19 protein-coding genes and 1 tRNA gene are annotated in these 16,697 nt (G+C 69.3%); 4 read left to right on the top strand and 16 right to left on the bottom strand.

From position 1 onward, the window contains the following. The first annotated feature begins 3 nt into the window (after positions 1-3). Genes OH802_RS06800 through OH802_RS06790 form a run of 3 tightly spaced genes read left to right on the top strand, consistent with a single transcriptional unit; the run spans position 4 to position 1,766 of the window. Entirely contained in the window at positions 4-396 is a 393-nt protein-coding gene (locus OH802_RS06800; protein ID WP_355224044.1) for a phage holin family protein, read from the top strand. 54 nt (positions 397-450) lie between these two features. After that, positions 451-912 carry a low molecular weight protein-tyrosine-phosphatase gene (locus OH802_RS06795; RefSeq protein WP_406026340.1) on the top strand — a complete coding sequence of 154 codons (462 nt, stop codon included), beginning with the start codon at positions 451-453 and terminating at the stop codon, positions 910-912. Next, positions 909-1,766 carry a fructosamine kinase family protein gene (locus OH802_RS06790; RefSeq protein ID WP_406026338.1) on the top strand — a complete coding sequence of 286 codons (858 nt, stop codon included), beginning with the start codon at positions 909-911 and terminating at the stop codon, positions 1,764-1,766. Before OH802_RS06795 ends, OH802_RS06790 begins: the two co-directional genes overlap by 4 nt. A gap of 46 nt (positions 1,767-1,812) precedes the next feature. Here OH802_RS06790 and OH802_RS06785 read toward each other — a convergent pair. The 3 genes from OH802_RS06785 to OH802_RS06775 form a co-directional block, all read right to left on the bottom strand. Next, positions 1,813-1,900 (bottom strand) — tRNA-Ser (locus OH802_RS06785). A 10-nt stretch (positions 1,901-1,910) separates the two neighbouring features. Further along, positions 1,911-2,378, bottom strand: coding sequence for a nucleoside deaminase (locus tag OH802_RS06780; protein ID WP_406029244.1), 468 nt, complete (start codon positions 2,376-2,378; stop codon positions 1,911-1,913). 26 nt (positions 2,379-2,404) lie between these two features. After that, positions 2,405-2,917, bottom strand: coding sequence for a tRNA adenosine deaminase-associated protein (locus tag OH802_RS06775; RefSeq protein ID WP_160026513.1), 513 nt, complete (start codon positions 2,915-2,917; stop codon positions 2,405-2,407). Positions 2,918-2,998: 81 nt separating this feature from the next. Here OH802_RS06775 and upp point away from each other — a divergent pair, with 81 nt between their 5' ends. Continuing rightward, entirely contained in the window at positions 2,999-3,640 is a 642-nt protein-coding gene (upp, locus tag OH802_RS06770) for a uracil phosphoribosyltransferase (RefSeq protein ID WP_355017600.1), read from the top strand. A gap of 96 nt (positions 3,641-3,736) precedes the next feature. Here upp and OH802_RS06765 read toward each other — a convergent pair whose 3' ends face one another. From OH802_RS06765 to OH802_RS06705, 13 genes are all read right to left on the bottom strand, one after another. Continuing rightward, entirely contained in the window at positions 3,737-4,267 is a 531-nt protein-coding gene (locus tag OH802_RS06765) for a DoxX family protein (protein ID WP_406026335.1), read from the bottom strand. 85 nt (positions 4,268-4,352) lie between these two features. Beyond that, positions 4,353-4,913 carry an RNA 2',3'-cyclic phosphodiesterase gene (thpR, locus tag OH802_RS06760; protein WP_406026333.1) on the bottom strand — a complete coding sequence of 187 codons (561 nt, stop codon included), beginning with the start codon at positions 4,911-4,913 and terminating at the stop codon, positions 4,353-4,355. Positions 4,914-4,946: 33 nt separating this feature from the next. Beyond that, positions 4,947-5,681 (bottom strand): VIT family protein, encoded by a 735-nt coding sequence (locus OH802_RS06755; protein WP_406026331.1) that lies wholly within the window; start codon positions 5,679-5,681, stop codon positions 4,947-4,949. Next, entirely contained in the window at positions 5,665-6,132 is a 468-nt protein-coding gene (locus OH802_RS06750) for a hypothetical protein (RefSeq protein ID WP_406026329.1), read from the bottom strand. Before OH802_RS06750 ends, OH802_RS06755 begins: the two co-directional genes overlap by 17 nt. 41 nt (positions 6,133-6,173) lie before the next feature. Further along, positions 6,174-7,412: an amidohydrolase gene (locus OH802_RS06745; RefSeq protein WP_406026327.1), complete on the bottom strand. Its 1,239-nt coding sequence runs from the start codon at positions 7,410-7,412 to the stop codon at positions 6,174-6,176. Between the two features lie 8 nt (positions 7,413-7,420). Next, entirely contained in the window at positions 7,421-8,581 is a 1,161-nt protein-coding gene (locus OH802_RS06740; RefSeq protein WP_406026325.1) for a M20 family metallopeptidase, read from the bottom strand. Next, positions 8,578-9,786, bottom strand: coding sequence for a PLP-dependent aminotransferase family protein (locus OH802_RS06735; RefSeq protein ID WP_406026323.1), 1,209 nt, complete (start codon positions 9,784-9,786; stop codon positions 8,578-8,580). Before OH802_RS06735 ends, OH802_RS06740 begins: the two co-directional genes overlap by 4 nt. A gap of 22 nt (positions 9,787-9,808) precedes the next feature. Next, a complete protein-coding gene (locus OH802_RS06730) occupies positions 9,809-10,990 on the bottom strand; it encodes a M24 family metallopeptidase (RefSeq protein ID WP_406026321.1) in 1,182 nt (393 codons plus the stop codon). A 170-nt stretch (positions 10,991-11,160) separates the two neighbouring features. Further along, positions 11,161-12,309 (bottom strand): acyl-CoA dehydrogenase family protein, encoded by a 1,149-nt coding sequence (locus OH802_RS06725; RefSeq protein ID WP_406026319.1) that lies wholly within the window; start codon positions 12,307-12,309, stop codon positions 11,161-11,163. Between the two features lie 60 nt (positions 12,310-12,369). After that, positions 12,370-13,737, bottom strand: a complete 1,368-nt coding sequence (locus OH802_RS06720; RefSeq protein WP_406029242.1) for an MDR family MFS transporter — start codon at positions 13,735-13,737, stop codon at positions 12,370-12,372. 132 nt (positions 13,738-13,869) lie between these two features. Further along, positions 13,870-15,063 (bottom strand): Fic family protein, encoded by a 1,194-nt coding sequence (locus OH802_RS06715; protein WP_406026318.1) that lies wholly within the window; start codon positions 15,061-15,063, stop codon positions 13,870-13,872. Positions 15,064-15,126: 63 nt separating this feature from the next. Next, positions 15,127-15,843 carry a hypothetical protein gene (locus OH802_RS06710; RefSeq protein WP_406026316.1) on the bottom strand — a complete coding sequence of 239 codons (717 nt, stop codon included), beginning with the start codon at positions 15,841-15,843 and terminating at the stop codon, positions 15,127-15,129. Between the two features lie 31 nt (positions 15,844-15,874). Further along, complete coding sequence (locus OH802_RS06705; RefSeq protein ID WP_406026314.1) at positions 15,875-16,570, bottom strand: NAD-dependent deacylase; 696 nt, start codon at positions 16,568-16,570, stop codon at positions 15,875-15,877. Between the last annotated feature and the right edge of the window lie 127 nt (positions 16,571-16,697).

The following is a 16,697-nucleotide window of genomic DNA, read 5'->3' as shown; positions in this document are numbered from 1 at the left end:
AACATGCGCATCGTGACCTGGCTCATCACCAACGCCGTCGCTCTGGCCGTGGCGACCTGGCTCGTCGGCGGGATCTACTTCGACGGCCCGACCAGCGGCATGGACGAGGTCAAGCAGAAGCTGCTCCCGCTGCTGATCGTCGCCCTCGTGCTCGGCCTCGTGTCCTCCTTCGTCAAGCCGATCGTGACGTTCTTCGCGTTCCCGTTCATCCTGCTCACCCTGGGCCTGCTCCTGCTGGTGATCAACGCGGCGATGCTCGGTCTGACAGCGTGGATCCTCGGCCCGACCGGGGTGGGCTTCCACGTCGACGGATTCTGGGCGGCGGTCCTCGGCGGCATCATCATCTCGATCGTCGGCTGGGGCCTCGACCGCGTCTGGCCGGAGAGCGACGAGTGAGGCCCAGATTCCACATCCGCCACGCGTTCTTGGCGGAAATGTAAAACTCGGGCCATGAAGATCGCGGTCGTCTGCCTGGGCAACATCTGCCGTTCTCCGATGGCGGAGGTGGTACTGCGGGACCGTCTCGACGCCGCAAAGCTCGACGACGTCGAGCTCGTCTCCGCCGGCACCGGCGGCTGGCACGCGGGCGAGAAGATGGACCGCCGGGCGGCTGCGACGCTGCTCGAGGCGGGCTACGACCCCGATCGTCACCGGGCCCAGCAGTGGCCGATCGGGGACCCCGAGACGTACGACCTCGTGCTCGCGATGGATGCCGACAATCTGGCCGATCTGGCTGGTCAGGCACCGGAGAGCGGGCTGCGGATGTTCCGTGATTTCGATCCCGAAGGCCCCGGTGACGTGCCCGATCCCTATTACGGTGGTGCCGAGGGATTCCGGGAGGTGCTGGCGATGGTGGAGCGTACGAGTGATGCGATCGTTGCATCGGTCGCCTCGGCGAGGCCCGGTTCGTGACCCGTCAGCCCGCGGTCGCCCGTCGCGCCGAGCAGCTGCTCGGGGCGGCGGTGGTGAGCACATCTCCGGTCGCGGGCGGTGACATCTCGACCGCCACCAAGATCCGGCTCAGTGACGGCTCGCTGGTGCTGATGAAGGCTCTCTCCCCGCCGCGTGACGACTTCGTCGCCGCCGAGGCCCGCGGGCTCCGCTGGCTGGAGGAGTCGGGGGCCGTGAACGTCCCCGAGGTCCTCGCCGCCGAGCCCGACTGCCTGGTCCTGCGCTGGATCGAGCCCGGCCGGCCCAACGCCGAGACCGCCGAGGAGCTCGGCCGCGCGCTCGCGCGTCTCCACAGCACCCCGGTCTCGGGTTTCGGTGCCGACAGGGACGGGTTCATCGGCCGGCTGCCGATGCCCAACAAGCCCGCGGACACCTGGGCCGAGTTCTATGCCGTACGCCGCCTGCTCCCCTATCTCAGGGCAGCGCGTGACCGCGGCGCCATCGACGCCGCCGGCGCCGAGCGCGTCGAGCAGGTCGTCGGGAAGCTGCCCTCGCTGATCCCGGAGGAGCCGCCTGCCCTGCTCCACGGCGATCTCTGGAACGGCAACGTGCTCTGGGACCGGAGCAGCGAGGCCTGGCTGATCGACCCCGCGGCGTACGCCGGTCACCGTGAGGTCGACCTCGCCATGCTCGCGCTCTTCGGCCTGCCCCACCTGGAGCGGATGATGTCGGCCTACGAGGATGCGACGCCCCTCGCCGAGGGCTGGGAGGACCGCCAGGGTCTCCACCAGCTGTTCCCGCTGCTCGTGCACGCTGCCATGTTCGGCGGCGGCTACGGCGCCCGGGCCGCCACGGTGGCCGCTCGGTACCTCTGATTCCCTGGGAAACCAGAAAACCCCTGGTTACCCAGGGGTTTTCAGATGGCGGTGACGGTGGGATTTGAACCCACGGTAGGTCGCCCTACACAACATTTCGAGTGTTGCACCATCGGCCGCTCGGACACGTCACCGCCGAATAAGTTACAACCTCGGGGGGTCTTCGCCGAAATCGGGGCCGCTTCGCTGGGATCCGAAGAAGTCCTCCAGCAGCGCGCGCTGTTCCTCGGCCATCAGCCCGGCGACGACCTCGGGCCGGTGGTTGAGCCGGCGGTCGCGTACGACGTCCCACAGCGAGCCGACCGCACCGGCCTTGTCGTCGAAGGCGCCGAAGACGATCCGCTCGACCCTGGCCAGGACCGCGGCGCCGGCGCACATCGTGCACGGCTCCAGCGTCACCACGAGCGTGCAGCCCTCCAGGCGCCATTCGCCACGTGCCTTGGCCGCCTCGCGCAGCGCGACCACCTCGGCATGCCCAGTGGGGTCGGCCTCGGCCTCGCGTACGTTGCGGCCCCTCCCGATCACCACGCCGGACGGGTCGACGACGACCGCGCCGATCGGCACGTCACCGGTCGCCAGCGCAGCACGACCCTCATCGAGAGCGGCCCGCATCGGGGCCTCCCAGCGGTTGGCTGGGGTCACGCCGGCATGAGGCCGACGGCGTCGTCGAAGGCCTCGCCGCAGCCGATCGCCCGGGCGATCTCGGAGAGCGTCTCGTCGGGGTATAGGTCGTCCTCGAACATGTCGTCGAGCAGCATGCCCATCTCGACCGCGCTCATCCCGAAGTCGGCGAGGATGCCGAGGTCACCGGCGGGATCGGGCTCCTCCTCGTCCTCGACCTCCTCGGGCAGCGGAAGCCCGAGCACGTCGAGAGCCGACGCCGCCAGCTCCCACTCGTCGGCAGCGGTCACGTCGGAGAGCAGCACCTTGGTCGCTGCCCCGTGGACCCGGACGATCACGAAGAAGTCCTCGTCGATCGCCGCCATCGCGATCGCACCGCCATCGCCTGGGAAGCGGTGGAGCGCGTGCGTCAGAGTCTCGACATCGGTCAGGAGGTCGTGAGCGAGTTCGCGCACAACCCAGGCGCCGTCCTCGCGATACATCGCGACGGCGAAGTCAACACCCTCGATCTGCTCCAGCTGATCAGACACACGACCAGAGTGACACCGAAACCGCCGTGGGTCTAGGGGGAATTGATGACCTTAGGACGAAGCGATCGTAGGGTTCAGCCCATGGAGACCCTCGTTGTGGACCACCCTCTCGTCGCCCACAAGCTCACCACCCTGCGCAACAAAGAGACCGACTCATCGACGTTCCGTCGTCTCGCCGACGAGCTCGTCACGCTGCTCGCCTACGAGGCGACCCGCGGGGTGAGGGTCGCCCCGGTCGACATCGTCACTCCGGTCGCTCCGACCCAGGGCGTACGCCTCACCGACCCGCAGCCGCTGATCGTTCCCATCCTCCGGGCCGGTCTCGGGATGCTCGACGGGATGATCCGGCTGCTGCCGACCGCGGAGGTCGGCTTCCTCGGCATGGTCCGCAACGAGGAGACGCTGGAGGCGACGACGTACGCCGAGCGTCTCCCCGCCGACCTCTCCGGCCGGCAGTGCTACGTGGTCGACCCGATGCTCGCCACCGGCGGCACCCTCGCCGCGGCCATCGACTTCCTGGTCTCGCGCGGCGCCGACGACATCACCGCCGTCGTACTTCTCGCCGCCCCGGAGGGTGTCGCCGCTCTGGAGAAGGGTCTCGAGGGCATCGATGCCCCCGTCCGCGTCGTCACCGCCGCGATGGACGAGAAGCTCAACGAGAAGGGCTACATCGTCCCTGGCCTCGGTGACGCCGGCGACCGGCTCTACGGCGTCGCAGGCTGATCTCGCGGCCCTGTAACACGTCGTTCGTAGGACTATCCGGTCGTTCCCATAGGGCGAGTAGTCCTACGAACAACGTGTTACACGTGCGGCGGAGACTCAGGCCTTGATGGTCACCTTCTCCTCGACGTACGGCTCGGCCTCGGCGGTCTCGGCTTCGGCTGCCGCGGCGCGGGCCCTGCGCTTGGCGGCGACGGCCTTGAAGGGCCAGGTGAGGAGCTGGTCGACGGTGATCCGGCCGGGGGCCACCAGACCGAGCACGAGGGCGGCGACGCCGAGCGCCGCGGGGAGCTCCCAGCCGCCCTGGTCGACGAACACCTCGGTGGTGCGGTGGGCGTACCAGATCGCTCCGGCCATCTGACCCGCCAGCAGCACGCCCGCGATCGGGGCGAACAGGCCGACCGCGAGCAGGGCGCCGCCGACGAGCTCGACGTAGGTCGCCACCTGAGCGGCGATCGCGGGCTCCGGGACCCCCAGGCCGCCCAAGAACTGCTCGGTGCCGGCGAAGCCCTGGTCGTACTTCTGCCAGCCGTGCGCGACGAAGATCCCGCCGACCACCACACGGGCGGCAAGCAGCACGACGTCGTTGAAAAGTCCGGTGTAGGCGTTGCGCCCCACTCGACGACTCATGTCCGGTTCTCCTCTGGTCAGGTCAGAAACAGGCCGCACACGGTAGCGATGTGGTGCCCCGACCGGTACCGCCCGGGGCTTCCTCTCATCCGAAAGGGAGCTCTGCTATGACCTCGTAGACCGGACGCTTCCTCGGCCCTTCGCCGAGCCGCGAGTGCACCAACGCGAACGACGAGACGGTCCAGGTCGGGCCACGGTACGCATCGAGCAGCCGCACCCAGTTGCTGAGCTCCACCGGCGTCCCGGTCCGGGCGACTGTCAGATGGGGCCGGAAGCGGCCGCCGTCGACCTCGGCCCCGGCCTTGACCAGGGCGTTCCGGCTTCCGGCGGCGACCCGGTCGAGCTCCTCGACGGCATCGGTCGCGACGCCGGCGTAGAGGACCTTGCCCTCGGCCACGTTGGGGAAGGCGCCGCCTCCGGTGACGGTCAGGTCGAAGGGCGTACGCCGTCCCGCGGCCGTCTCCAGCCGCTCGATCGCGTCATCGAGGGACCTGTCAGGGACGTGCTCGGCGAAGGCGAGCGTCAGATGGAGCTGGTCGGGCGTCGACCAGCGGAAGGCGGCCGCGTCGCGGCGTACGGACAAGAACTCGTCGAGATCCTCGATCACCGACTCCGGCGGGATCACCGCCACGAACATTCGATTCATCGATGCCCATTGTGCCCGGCGGCGGAGGCCGGGTCACCCGAGTTGTGTGCCGAGGAGGTCGCCGACGACGTAGGTCACCAGCATCGCGAGCAGGCCGCCGGCGACGTTGCGCAGCGCAGCGCGGGCGGGTGGTGCGTATCCGAGGCGCGCGCTGGTCCAGCCGGTGACGGCGAGCGCGGCGGTGACGGTGAGGACGGTCCCCCAGATGCGTGCGCTGTCCGGGAGGAGCATGATCGACAGCAGGGGTAGCAGCGCACCGAGGGTGAACGACAGCATCGACGCCCAGGCCGCGGACCACGGCGAGGTGAGATCGTCGACGTCGATACCGAGCTCGAGGACGGCGTGGGCGCGCAGCGCGTCGCGATCGGTGAGCTGCTCCGCGACCTCGGCGGCGGTCTCGGGCTCCAGCCCCCGCTCGCGCAGGAACCCCTCCAGTTCGCGCAGCTCCTCCTCGGGCATCTCCCGCAGCTCGCGGCGCTCCTTGGCGATCAGCGACTCCTCGGTGTCGCGCTGGGTCGAGACGGAGACGTACTCCCCCGCCGCCATGCTGATCGCCCCCGCCACCAGGGCGGCGACGCCGGCGATGAGGATCGAGGTGTCGTCGGTGGTCGCGCCGGCGACACCCATCACGACACCGGCGGTGGAGACGATGCCGTCGTTGGCTCCGAGGACGCCCGCACGCAGCCAGTTGAGCCGATTCTTCAGGCCGTCGGCCCGCTCCTCGGCGTCCCCGTGGCCCGCGTGGGCACCCTCACTGGGGAGCGTCACTGCTCGCCTCGCCGGGGACGGGCTCCTGTGGGTTCTCGCAGAAACGGACCGGGCCGCTCTCGCCGCCGTGATACTCGTAGGTCTTCCCCGCGGTCTCGAGCACCACGCGTACGCCGTCGGTCAGGACCATCGTGTACATCTTCCCGGGCTCGGGGCAGCCGAGGCTGCCGTCGCGCCAGGTCACCCTGTCGTTGGAGACGACGGTGATCTCTTCGCTCTTCACCCCCTGACGCTTGACCAGGTCGGCGATCGCGGCTGCGACCTTCGGGTCCTCGGCGGGCGTCGGGCTGGACGATGTGGGCACGTCAGACACGTTAGCGCCTGGGTCGGTCGCCTCGGAGCCACATCCGGCCAACGTCGGTGCCAGCGTCAGCGCCAGAACGGGCAGCAGGTACGCCGCGGGGCGGATCTTGCGCTTGCTCTTGTCGGTGCTGATCTCGGTGGGGGTCATACCCATGGGTACGTCAGCGGTTCGCGGTTCGTTGCGCACGGTCAGATCCCGAACCGCGTCACACGCTCTCGCGTGCGCCCGCCTCCGCGCCCCGCGTCGGCCTCGCTGTCCCAGGCGTAGACCTCGGTTCCGGTGATGAAGACGCGCTCTGCGCGGTGGTCGGTGTCGAGGGGGTCTCCGGACCAGATGACCACGTCGCCGTCGAGCCCGGGCGCGATCGCGCCGACGCGGTCGTCGAGGCCGAGGAAGCTCGCCGGGTTCGTGGTGATCGCGGCCAGGGCCGTGTCGCGCGGCAGGCCGTCGCGTACGGCGAAGGACGCCTGGTGGACCAGGAAGTTGATCGGGATGACCGGGTGGTCGGTGGTGATCGCGACCCGCACGCCCGCGGCGGCCATCGCGGCGATGTTGCGGTTGGCCCGGTTGCGTACCTCCACCTTCGAGCGGCTCACGAACATCGGGCCGTAGATGACCGGGATGTCCTTCTCGGCCAGCACATCGGCGAGAAGGTGGCCCTCGGTGCCGTGGTTGACCACGAGCCGGTAGCCGAACTCCTCGCTCAGCCGGATGGCGGTGGCGATGTCGTCGGCGCGGTGGGTGTGCTGGTCCCAGGCGAGCTCGCCAGCGAGGACGCGGGCGAGGGTCTCCTTGCCGAGGTCGCGGTCGAACGGCTCGCCCTTCTCCTCGGCGGCTGCCCTCCTGGCGGCGTAGTTCTGGGCCTCGACGAAGGCCTTCCGGATGATGTTGGCGACGCCGAGGCGGGTCGAGGGAGTCTTCTTCTGGTCGCCGTAGACGCGCTTGGGGTTCTCCCCGAGGGCGCTCTTGACCGAGACCGAGTCGGAGACGACCTGCTCGTCGATGGTCCGACCGCCCCAGGTCTTGATCGCGACCGTCTGACCGCCGATCGGGTTGCCGGACCCGGGCTTGATCACCGCCGTGGTCACCCCGCCGGCGAGAGCGTCTCGGAAGCCCTCGTCCTCGATGTTGATCGCGTCGATCGCCCGCAGGCCCGCGCCGTCGGGGTCGGTCATCTCGTTGGTGTCGTCGCCGGCCCAGCCCTCGCCCTCCTCGTGGGTGCCGATGTGGCCGTGCCCCTCGACGAATCCCGGGAGCAGCCACTTGCCTTCCGCGTCGATGGTCTCGATGCCATCGGGGATGGCGACGTCGGCACCCACGGCGGTGATCACGCCGTCCTCGATCACGACGGTGCCGTTCTCGATCGGCTCGGTCGAGACCGGGACCACGTACGCATGGGTGATGGCGACAGAGGAACGCTGAGTCATGGCTGTCATCATGCCGGGCTCGGGTGGCCGACGCGCCGGAAGAGAGAAGCGTAGGTGCGGGCGGCGGTCACCAGCTCCGTGACCGCGACGCTCTCGTCGGGTCGGTGGGCCTGCTCGGCGACGGAGCCGGGGCCGAGCACGACGACCGGGATGCCCGTGCTCGCGACGAAGCCGCCGTCGCAGGCGGCGGTCCAGCCGGTCGGGACGGCTGAGGGTGCATCGGCTGTGGCCAGCGCGGCGGCGACGTCGTCGACAATCGGATCGTCGACCGGGGTCTCGAAGCCGGGCATGTCCATGGTCATCCGGACGTCGACGACGAGGCCGCGGCCGGCGAGGTCGAGAGCGTCCAGCCTGCTCTCGACGTCCTTCCGTACGTCACTCGCGGACTCGCCCGGGAGCAGTCGGCGGTCCGCGGTGATCCGGCAGTGTGCGGCGACCGTCGAGGTCGCCTGGCCGCCTTCGACGGTGCCGACGCTCCAGGTCGGCGGGCCGCACAGCGGGTGCGGGCTCGCGGCCAGCTCGTCGTGCCAGCGCTCGATCTCGGCGATCACCTGGGCCATGCCGTGGATCGCGTTGCGGCCGTCGGACGGGTTGCCCGAGTGGGCGGCCCTGCCGGTGAGGGTGATCTCCAGGTAGGCGTCACCGCGGGCTGCGATCACCGGCTGCAGGCTGGTCGGCTCGATCACCAGGCAAGCCGTGTGGTCGTCCGCCGAGAGTCCGCGGACGAAGCGGCGGATGCCGAGGCCGAGCTCCTCCTCGTCGACGAGGACGGCGAGCGTGATCGGGGGCTGATCGAGGGTGTTGTCGACTGTGGACAATGCGACGATCGCTGCCGCCAGGCCGCCCTTGGTGTCCGCGCTGCCACGCCCGTGCAGCCGGCCGTCGCGTACGTCACCGGAGAACGGGTCGGCGCTCCAGCCGTCGCCGGGCGGCACCACGTCGGAGTGGGTCACGATCAGGAGACCGGGCCCGGGACCGCCACCGACCCGCGCGATCAGGTTCGCGCGGCCGGGTTCGACCTCGTCGAGGGTGACCTCGAACCCACGCCGACGACACTCCTCGGCGAGCACCGAGACGGTCGCCGCCTCCTCCCCCGGTGGATTCTGACCACGGGCGCGTACCAGCCGCTGGGCGAGCGCGACGACCTCGTCGGCATCGACTGAGGTCACCGGCCCTCCTGGACGAGACGGTCGACCGCTCGCCGGAGCCGGGCGATGCCCTCGGCGATCCGCTCGGGTGGGGTGGAGGCGAAGCAGAGGCGCATCGCGTGCGGGAAGAGCCCGCCGGGCGAGAACGCGTTGCCCGGGATCAGGGCGACGCCCTCGGCGAGGGCGACCTCGAACAGTGCGGTGGTGTCGACCGGCGGGTCGAACGTGACCCAGAGGAAGAAGCCGCCGTCGGGATCGGTCCACGTCGCACGACCCTCGAAGTGCTCGGTCAGCGCCGCGCGCATCGCCTCCTTCCGCTCCTTGTAGACAATCCTCTGATCGGCGACATGGGCGTCAAACCCGCCGGAGTCGAGGAAGCCGGCGAGCTGACGCTGCGCCGGCAGGTTGGTGCAGGTGTCCATCGCCTGCTTGGCGTTGATCAGCAGCTGCCGCAGTGACGGGTCGGCATCGACCCAGCCGACCCGCAGCCCCGGCGCGACGGTCTTGGAGAAGGTGCGCACCGAGAAGATCAGCGGGTCTCCGTCGGCCAGCTCGTGCAGCGTCGGCAGCGGGTCACCGGCGAACCGCAGCAGCCCGTAGGGGTCGTCGTCGATCAGGATCGATCCCCACTCGCGGGCGAGCTCGATGAGCCGGATCCGGCGCTCCAGCGACAGCGTCGCCCCCGACGGGTTCTGGAAGGTCGGGATGGCGTAGATCGACTTCGGACGGCGGCCGGTGCGGCGTACCTCTGCTTCCAGCCGCTCGACGTCGAGGCCCTCCTCGTCGACCGGGATCTCGAGGAGGTCGGCCGAGTAGGAGAGGGCGGTCGCGCTGCCGTTGGTGTAGGTCGGCGCCTCGACGACGACCAGGTCGCCGGGGTCGGTGAAGAGCTTGTGGACGAGGTCGAGGCCCTGCATCCCACCGGAGGTGATCGTGAGCCGGTCGGAGGTGGTCTCGTCGCTGGTGCCGGCCAGCTGGGCCAGCAGCGCCTCACGCAGCGCCGGATCGCCCTCGGTGGCGGCGTAGTCGAAGGCGTGCGACTCCAGCGGCACCGCGGCGAGCGCGGCGGCCGGGATCGCGTCCTGGGCCGGGCTGCCCATGGCGAGGCGGACGATGTCGTGGGTCTGCTCGGCCAGCAGCGACGTACTGGAGTCGATCACCGAACCCACGAGGTGCTCGGTGCGTGCTGCCAGGGGCAGCCGGACGTCCGTGCGGATTGTCGACATTCGACATCTCCTCCTTGGTGGACTACTCGTTGACGATCAGCTGACGCGGCATCGAGGTCAGCGGCTCGGGCAGGTGCTCGGTGACCAGGACCGACTCGGAGAGCTCATAGGCCCAGCCGTCCATCCACATCCCGAGGATCACATGGAAGGCCATCCCGGGCTCGAGAACCGTCTCCTCACCGGCCCGGAGGCTGACCGTGCGCTCGCCCCAGTCGGGTGGGAAGCCGATGCCGATCGAGTAGCCGATCCGGGAGTCCTTGGTGAGCCCGTGGGCGGCGAGCACCCGGATGAAGGCGGCATGTACGTCGGCACCGGCCGCCCCCGGCTTCATCGAGCCGAGCGCGGCCTCCATGCCCTCGGCGGTCGCGGTGGCGCAGTCGAGGAGCTTGGCCGACGGCGGCCCGAGGCAGACGGTCCGGGCGAGCGGGGCGTGGTAGCGGTTGCGTACGCCGGCGAGCTCGATCGTGGTCGCCTCACCCCGCCGCAGGACCCTGTCTGTCCAGGTCAGGTGGGGTGTGTCGGCGCTGACGCCGGTAGGCAGCAGCGGCACCAGCGCCGGGTAGTCACCGCCGGCTCCGCCGACGCTGACCGTCTGCGCCGCCTGGATGTCGGCGACGACGTCGCACTCGCGCCGCCCCGACCGCACCCCGTCCAGCGCTGCGGTCATCGCTCGCTGGGCGACCTCGCCCGCGGCCCGCATCTCGCCCTGCTCGGCGGCCGACTTCACCAGGCGTACCCAGTTGACCAGCTCGCCGCTGTCGACGATCCGCGTACGCGGGATGGCCCGCTGCACTGCCAGGAACCCGCGCACCGGCAGATAGTGGGCGTCGAGCTCCATCGCGACGATCGCATCGGGACTGTCGACAAATAGATTTAGCTCCCGTGCCTGCGCGGCGATGTGGTCGTAGGGATGGACGTCGGGCCGGTGGACGAGCTCCTCCGGATAGGCGTGGATCCGCTCCTCCGGCAGCACCGCCGTGTGCGTGGCGCCGTGCGCGTCCATCGCCCGCAGGAACAGGTGCGGCTCTCCCTCGGCCGGCACCACCGCACACTGCGGAACATAGAACGACCAGGCGTTGTAGCCGGTCAGGTAATAGAGGTTCGCCGGGTCCGCGACCACCAGCGCCACCCAGCCCCGCTCCGCCATCCGCTGCTGGACCTTGCCCAGCCGCTCAGCGTACTCCTCGGGGCCGAAGACGCTCACCACACCAACACCGTTCCCGCCACTCGATCATCGTGACGGAGCCCGCTGATTGTTGACAATAGACAACCCGAAGATTTCGAACGGTCGTAGCGTCGCCGAAACACCGGGAAATACGCCGACGGGCGCCCACCCGGAGGTGGACGCCCGTCAGGAACGTGCGAGTAGAGAACTCAGAAGCCGAGCTCGCGGCCGATGAGCTCCTTCATGATCTCGTTGGAACCGGCCCAGATCTTCGTGACGCGGGCGTCGCGCCAGGCGCGAGCGACGCGGTACTCGTTCATGAAGCCGTAGCCGCCGTGGATCTGAACGCAGTGGTCGAGGACCTCGGACTGCGCCTGCGAGGACCACCACTTGGCCTTGGACGCCTCGACCGGGGTGAGCTCACCGCGGGCGTGCGCGGCGACGCACTTGTCGACGTACGCCTCGGCGACCTCGATCTGGGTGACCAGCTCGGCGAGCAGGAACTTGTTGTGCTGGAAGGCACCGATGGACTGGCCGAAGGCCTTGCGGTCCTTGGCGTACTGCACGGTCTCGAGCAGGATCTGCTTGGCCTGCGCGACGTTGGCGACGGCGCACGAGACACGCTCCTGCGGGAGCTCCTCCATCATGTGGATGAAGCCGCGGTTGAGCTCGCCGATGACCTCGGCGTCGGTGACGCGTACGTTCTCGAAGAAGAGCTCGGCGGTGTCGGACTCCTCCATGCCGACCTTGTCGAGCTTGCGGCCACGCGAGAAGCCCTCCTTGGTCGCCTCGATCGCGAAGAGGGTGATGCCCTTGGCGCCCTTCTCCGGGTCGGTGCGGACCGCGGTGATGACCAGGTCGCAGGAGTAGCCGTTGGTGATGAAGGTCTTGGAGCCGTTGATGACCCACTCGTCGCCGTCGCGGACCGCGGTGGTCTTCAGCGCGGCCAGGTCGGAGCCGCCGGACGGCTCGGTCATGCCGATGGCGAGCAGGATCTCACCGGAGGCCACACCCGGGAGCCAGCGCTGCTTCTGCTCCTCGGTGCCGAGACGGACCAGGTAGGGAGCGGTGATGTCGGAGTGGATGCCGACGCAGGTCGGGTAGGCCGCGCCGATCTTGGCGAGCTCCTCGGCGAGGACCGCGTTGAAGCGGAAGTCGTCGGCGCCGGCGCCGCCGTACTCCTCCGGGATGGCGAGACCGAGGAAGCCGTTCTCACCGGCTTCGAGCCAGAACTCGCGGGGCAGCGCCTTGTCGGCGATGTGCTTGTCGGTGTGGGGCTTGACCGAACGCTCCAGCCACTGCTGGACGGAGGCTCGGAAGTCCTCGTGGTCTTCCTCATAGTGGTCGCGCTTCAGCATGCATCGGAGTCTACGCGCAGTGGTTACTCAGTGGTAACCACCGTTTCAAAATGGGCAGAGTCACCTGGTGATCCGGACCGGCGTACGCCAGGCCACCACCAGCAGCGGAACCGAGACGACCAGGCCGACGACGAAGACGACGTGCAGCGCCGGCGCGAGGACATCGGCAGGCAGGGCTTCGAGCGGGGGCACCTCTCCCCCGGCGTACTCACGCCTGACCAGGCCGTTCGCGACCGCCCCGAAGAGCGCGACGCCCAGCGCCGAGCCGACCGAGCGGGCGAACATGTTGGACCCGGTCGCCACCCCGCGCACCTCCCAGTCGACCGCCGACCCGGCGGCGACGACGCCCGGGTTGACCGACCAGCCGAAGCCGAGGCCGAGCACGAAGCACGGGATCGCCAGGTGCCAGATCGACGAGCTCTCGCCGACCGTGACCAGCACCAGCCCGCCGACGATGACCAGCAGCGCACCGAGGGCGACCGCGGTCCGGAACCCCTTCGAGAGGTAGATCCGGCCAGCCGTAGCCGCGGCGATCGGCCAGCCGATGCTCATCCCGGCGAGCGCGAACCCGGCCACCAGCGCCGAGTGACCGAGCACGCTCTGGGCATAGAGCGGGACGTACGTCGTCAGCCCGAGCATCACCACGCCGACGATCAGGCTGGCGGCGTTGGCCGGGGCGAGGACGCGATGACTGAGGACCCACGGCGGCAGCACCGGGTCGGCGGCGCGGCGCTCGACGAACCCGAAGGCCACGAGGGCTGCGATGCCGACCGCAAAGATCAGGTAGGACGGCCAGGAGGCCCACGCCCAGGCGTGCCCGCCCTCGAGCAGGCCGAGCAGCAGCGCGATCCCGCCGACCGTCAACAGTCCCGCACCCGTCCAGTCGATGGCCCGATCGTCGGCGACAGCCCGACGGTCCTCGCGGAAGTGCCGCAGCAGCCACAGCGCGACCGCACCGACCGGCAGGTTGATCAGGAAGATCAGCCGCCAGTCGAGGTAGTCGGCGAAGAGGCCGCCGAGCGTCGGCCCGACGATGGCGGCGGTGGCCCAGACCGAGGCGACGTACGACGTCGCGACCGCGCGCTCCTCCAGAGTGTAGATGTCGGAGACGATCGTCATCGCCATCGGCTGGATCGCCCCGGCGCCGATCCCCTGGATCGCCCGGAACACGATCAGCGCGGTCAGCGACCACGCCAGCCCGCACAGCAGCGACCCGAGCAGGAACGCCACGATCCCGGCGATCATCACCGGCTTGCGCCCGAGCCGGTCGGCGACCTTGGCGTACAGCGGCGTCGTCACCGCGGTGGCCAGCACGTAGATCGAGAAGAGCCACGGGAACTGCTCGAAGCCGCCGAGGTCCTTCACCACGCTCGGCACCGCCGTCGCCAGGATCGTCATGTCGATCGCCACCAGGCTGAGCGACACCATCACGGCGAGCAGGATCGGCCCGCGTTCGCTACGAAGTCCTACCGAGCTACGGGTGGGCCTGATCGAAGTGGACACATTCGTTAGCAAGCCTCACGACTGCCCATTCATTCCTGGGGAGTCATTCCCAGGGAGTCATTCCTCCCGCGCGCGGGCCGCGATGCGTACGTCCAGGTCGGCGAGCTCATCGAGGATGTCGCCAGCGCCCCACACCTGGTTGCGGGTGCGGTTGGTGAGCGGGCGGATGATTCCTGCACCACGGAGCCGGTCGATGACCCGATGTGTCGTCGCAACGGAGAGGCCCAGATCGTCCTCGACGTCCTCGGTTGTGACCACCGGCTCCGCCGCCAACTTGTCCAACAGCGACTCGGCCGCACTGGCCCTGCTCGGCTTCACCCGCTCACGCCAGTCGTCCGGCAACTCAGCCAGCCGGGAAGCCGTCACCTTCGACTCCTCAGCGGCGACCGTCGATGCGGTCGCGATGAGGCTGATGATGGGCACGGTGTCGCCCGCATGGAAGTCGTTCAGCGCCTGGAAGTAGGCGCCACGACGAGCCGCCAGTGCGGAAGCAACCGGAACCGTCACCACACGCGAAATGCCGCGACGACGCACGACTGCCGCGGCAAGCGCCCGACCGATGCGGCCGTTGCCGTCGGTGAATGGATGAATCGCCTCCATCTGCGCGTGCGCGATCGCGGCCTGCGGAATCACCGCGATGTCGTCGCGGGTCGCGAAGTCGACCAGATCATCCATCAGGTCGGGGACACGGTCCGGTGGCGGAGGCACGTAGATCGCGCCCCGGGGCGAGTGGTTACTGCCTCCGATCCAGTTCTGCATGTCACGCCAACGCCCGGCGTACGGCCCGTCGATGGGGTCGTCACGCATGAGTCGTCGATGCGCGTCCAGTAGCGTCTCGAGATCGAGCGGGCCGGAGACGAGCCGGTCCAGAGCCCCGGTGGCACGGACCATCGAGAGCGCAGATGAGTTCGACTTGGCGCCATGCAGAGCACGGACATAGTCCTCGACCGAGGCGATCTCGTGCTCGATCTTTGACGACGCGATCGACTCGGCACGCAGGAGCATCGTCGCCAATGGGCGAAGTTGAGGGCCATGGGTGGCGTCCAGCGACGCGATCGCTCGTACGGCCTCATCGCACTCGGCGGCCACTCCGGGCGGGACGCTCAGGCTGACGCCGGCGAGGCGCGCGGGGATGCTGACCGTCACCTCTGCCAACCGACGGTCATCGATGGTGCCGCCTTTGACGCTCTGGCGCCACGGTACGACGACACGCTCCGCCGCTGGAATCAACGCCGCGCCATGCTCGGTCATGAGAAGAGCGTACGCGCTATTCTCACTTTTCCCTGAAAAGTGAGAATAGCGGCGGGATTGTTCTCACTTCTCCAGCTCGGCGAGGTCGAAGACCTCGTCGGCAGGCGGCTCCTCGACCTGGAACTCCTTGTCGAAGTCGGAGAAGGTGAGCTCGCCGGAGCTGCCCTGGGTCCACTTCACGATCCGGTGGGGCTCGGAGGCCAGGACGTACGTCCGGCTCTCGGTCTCGCCGTGGGTGACGTCGAGACGGACGGCGGGGCCGTCGGCGGCCATCGCCGGACCGATCGCTTGGGCCTCGGCCTCGGCCGGGACCATCTGGGCGGTGAGGCTGTCGATGCTGCAGAAGGCGCGCAGGCTGGCCAGCTCGCCCTCGAGCTTCACCCACTTCTTCCCGACCCTCTTGGCGATGCGCTCGCCCTCGCCCTTGGCCGGCGCGATCGACTTCCAGAACTCCTCGTCACCCTGATACCAGGCCGAGCCGTCGATGGAGCGCAGCGAGATCTGGCCGTCGCCGATGCTGACCTTGCCGACGCAGGCGTCGTCGGCGGAGACGTCGAGGTCGACGGTGATCTTGGTGCTCTCCGAGTCGAGCACGTCACCCTCGACATGCACGGTCTTGATGTCGTGCATCGCGGTGCGGGCGTCCTCGGCGATCTGGTTGCCGGGCTCCTTCGCGTAGTCACGCGCCTGGGACAGCGATCCCTCCTCGCCACCACAGCCGGCGAGAGCGCTGGTCAGCGCGACAATAAGGGCGGTCGTGAGCACGGCATGGCGAAACACGCGGCCTATCGTGACAGAAATTACGAAGGGGTCAACGCGCGAGGGCCTGAACGTCCGCAACCCACTCGGGCACCAGCTTGCCGGCCGGACCCTGACGGGCGTCGTCGAAGAGGTGCGAGGTCTCGGACGAGTCCAGGTTGAGCTCGAGGGTCTTGGCGCCGGCGCGGGCGGCCATGCGTACGAAACCGGCGGCCGGGTAGACCGCGCCGCTGGTGCCGATCGCGACGAAGAGATCGGCCTGGGCGAGCGCCCGCTCGACCAGGTCGAGGTCGTAGGGCATCTCGCCGAACCACACCACGTCGGGCCTCAGCGTGTCGTTGCCGCAGCCCGGGCAGGCGGGGGCGTCGGCGAGGTCGTCGTCCCAGGCGAACCGGCCCTGACATGAGTCGCAGAGGGCCGAGAGCAGCTCGCCGTGCATGTGCACCACCCGGCGGGAGCCGGCGCGTTCGTGCAGGTCATCGACGTTCTGAGTGACCACCAGCAGCTCGTCGCCGAGGACCTGCTCGAGCCTGGCCAGCGCGATATGGGCCGGGTTGGGCACCACCGCGCGCAGCTCCCGGCGGCGGTCGTCGTAGAACCGATGGACCGTCGCGGGATCACGATGGAACGCCTCGGGTGTCGCCACGTTGTCGACGTGGTGACCCTGCCAGAGCCCATCGGCATCCCGGAAGGTCGCGAGACCGCTCTCGGCGGAGATCCCGGCTCCGGTGAGCACGACAACTTTCACAAGGATTCAGGCTAGCGACGTTGACGAAACATCCGCTGCCCCCGAGCCGCCGTTTTGGTCACTCGATCGGTATTTGTGATCGAACCGACGCCGTCCCGACGCCACCCGGCGAAGGTATGGACTTTTA

The organism is Nocardioides sp. NBC_00850, assembly GCF_045207335.1.
Lineage (GTDB): Bacteria > Actinomycetota > Actinomycetes > Propionibacteriales > Nocardioidaceae > Nocardioides.
This window is presented reverse-complemented; position numbering and strand designations above follow the sequence as displayed.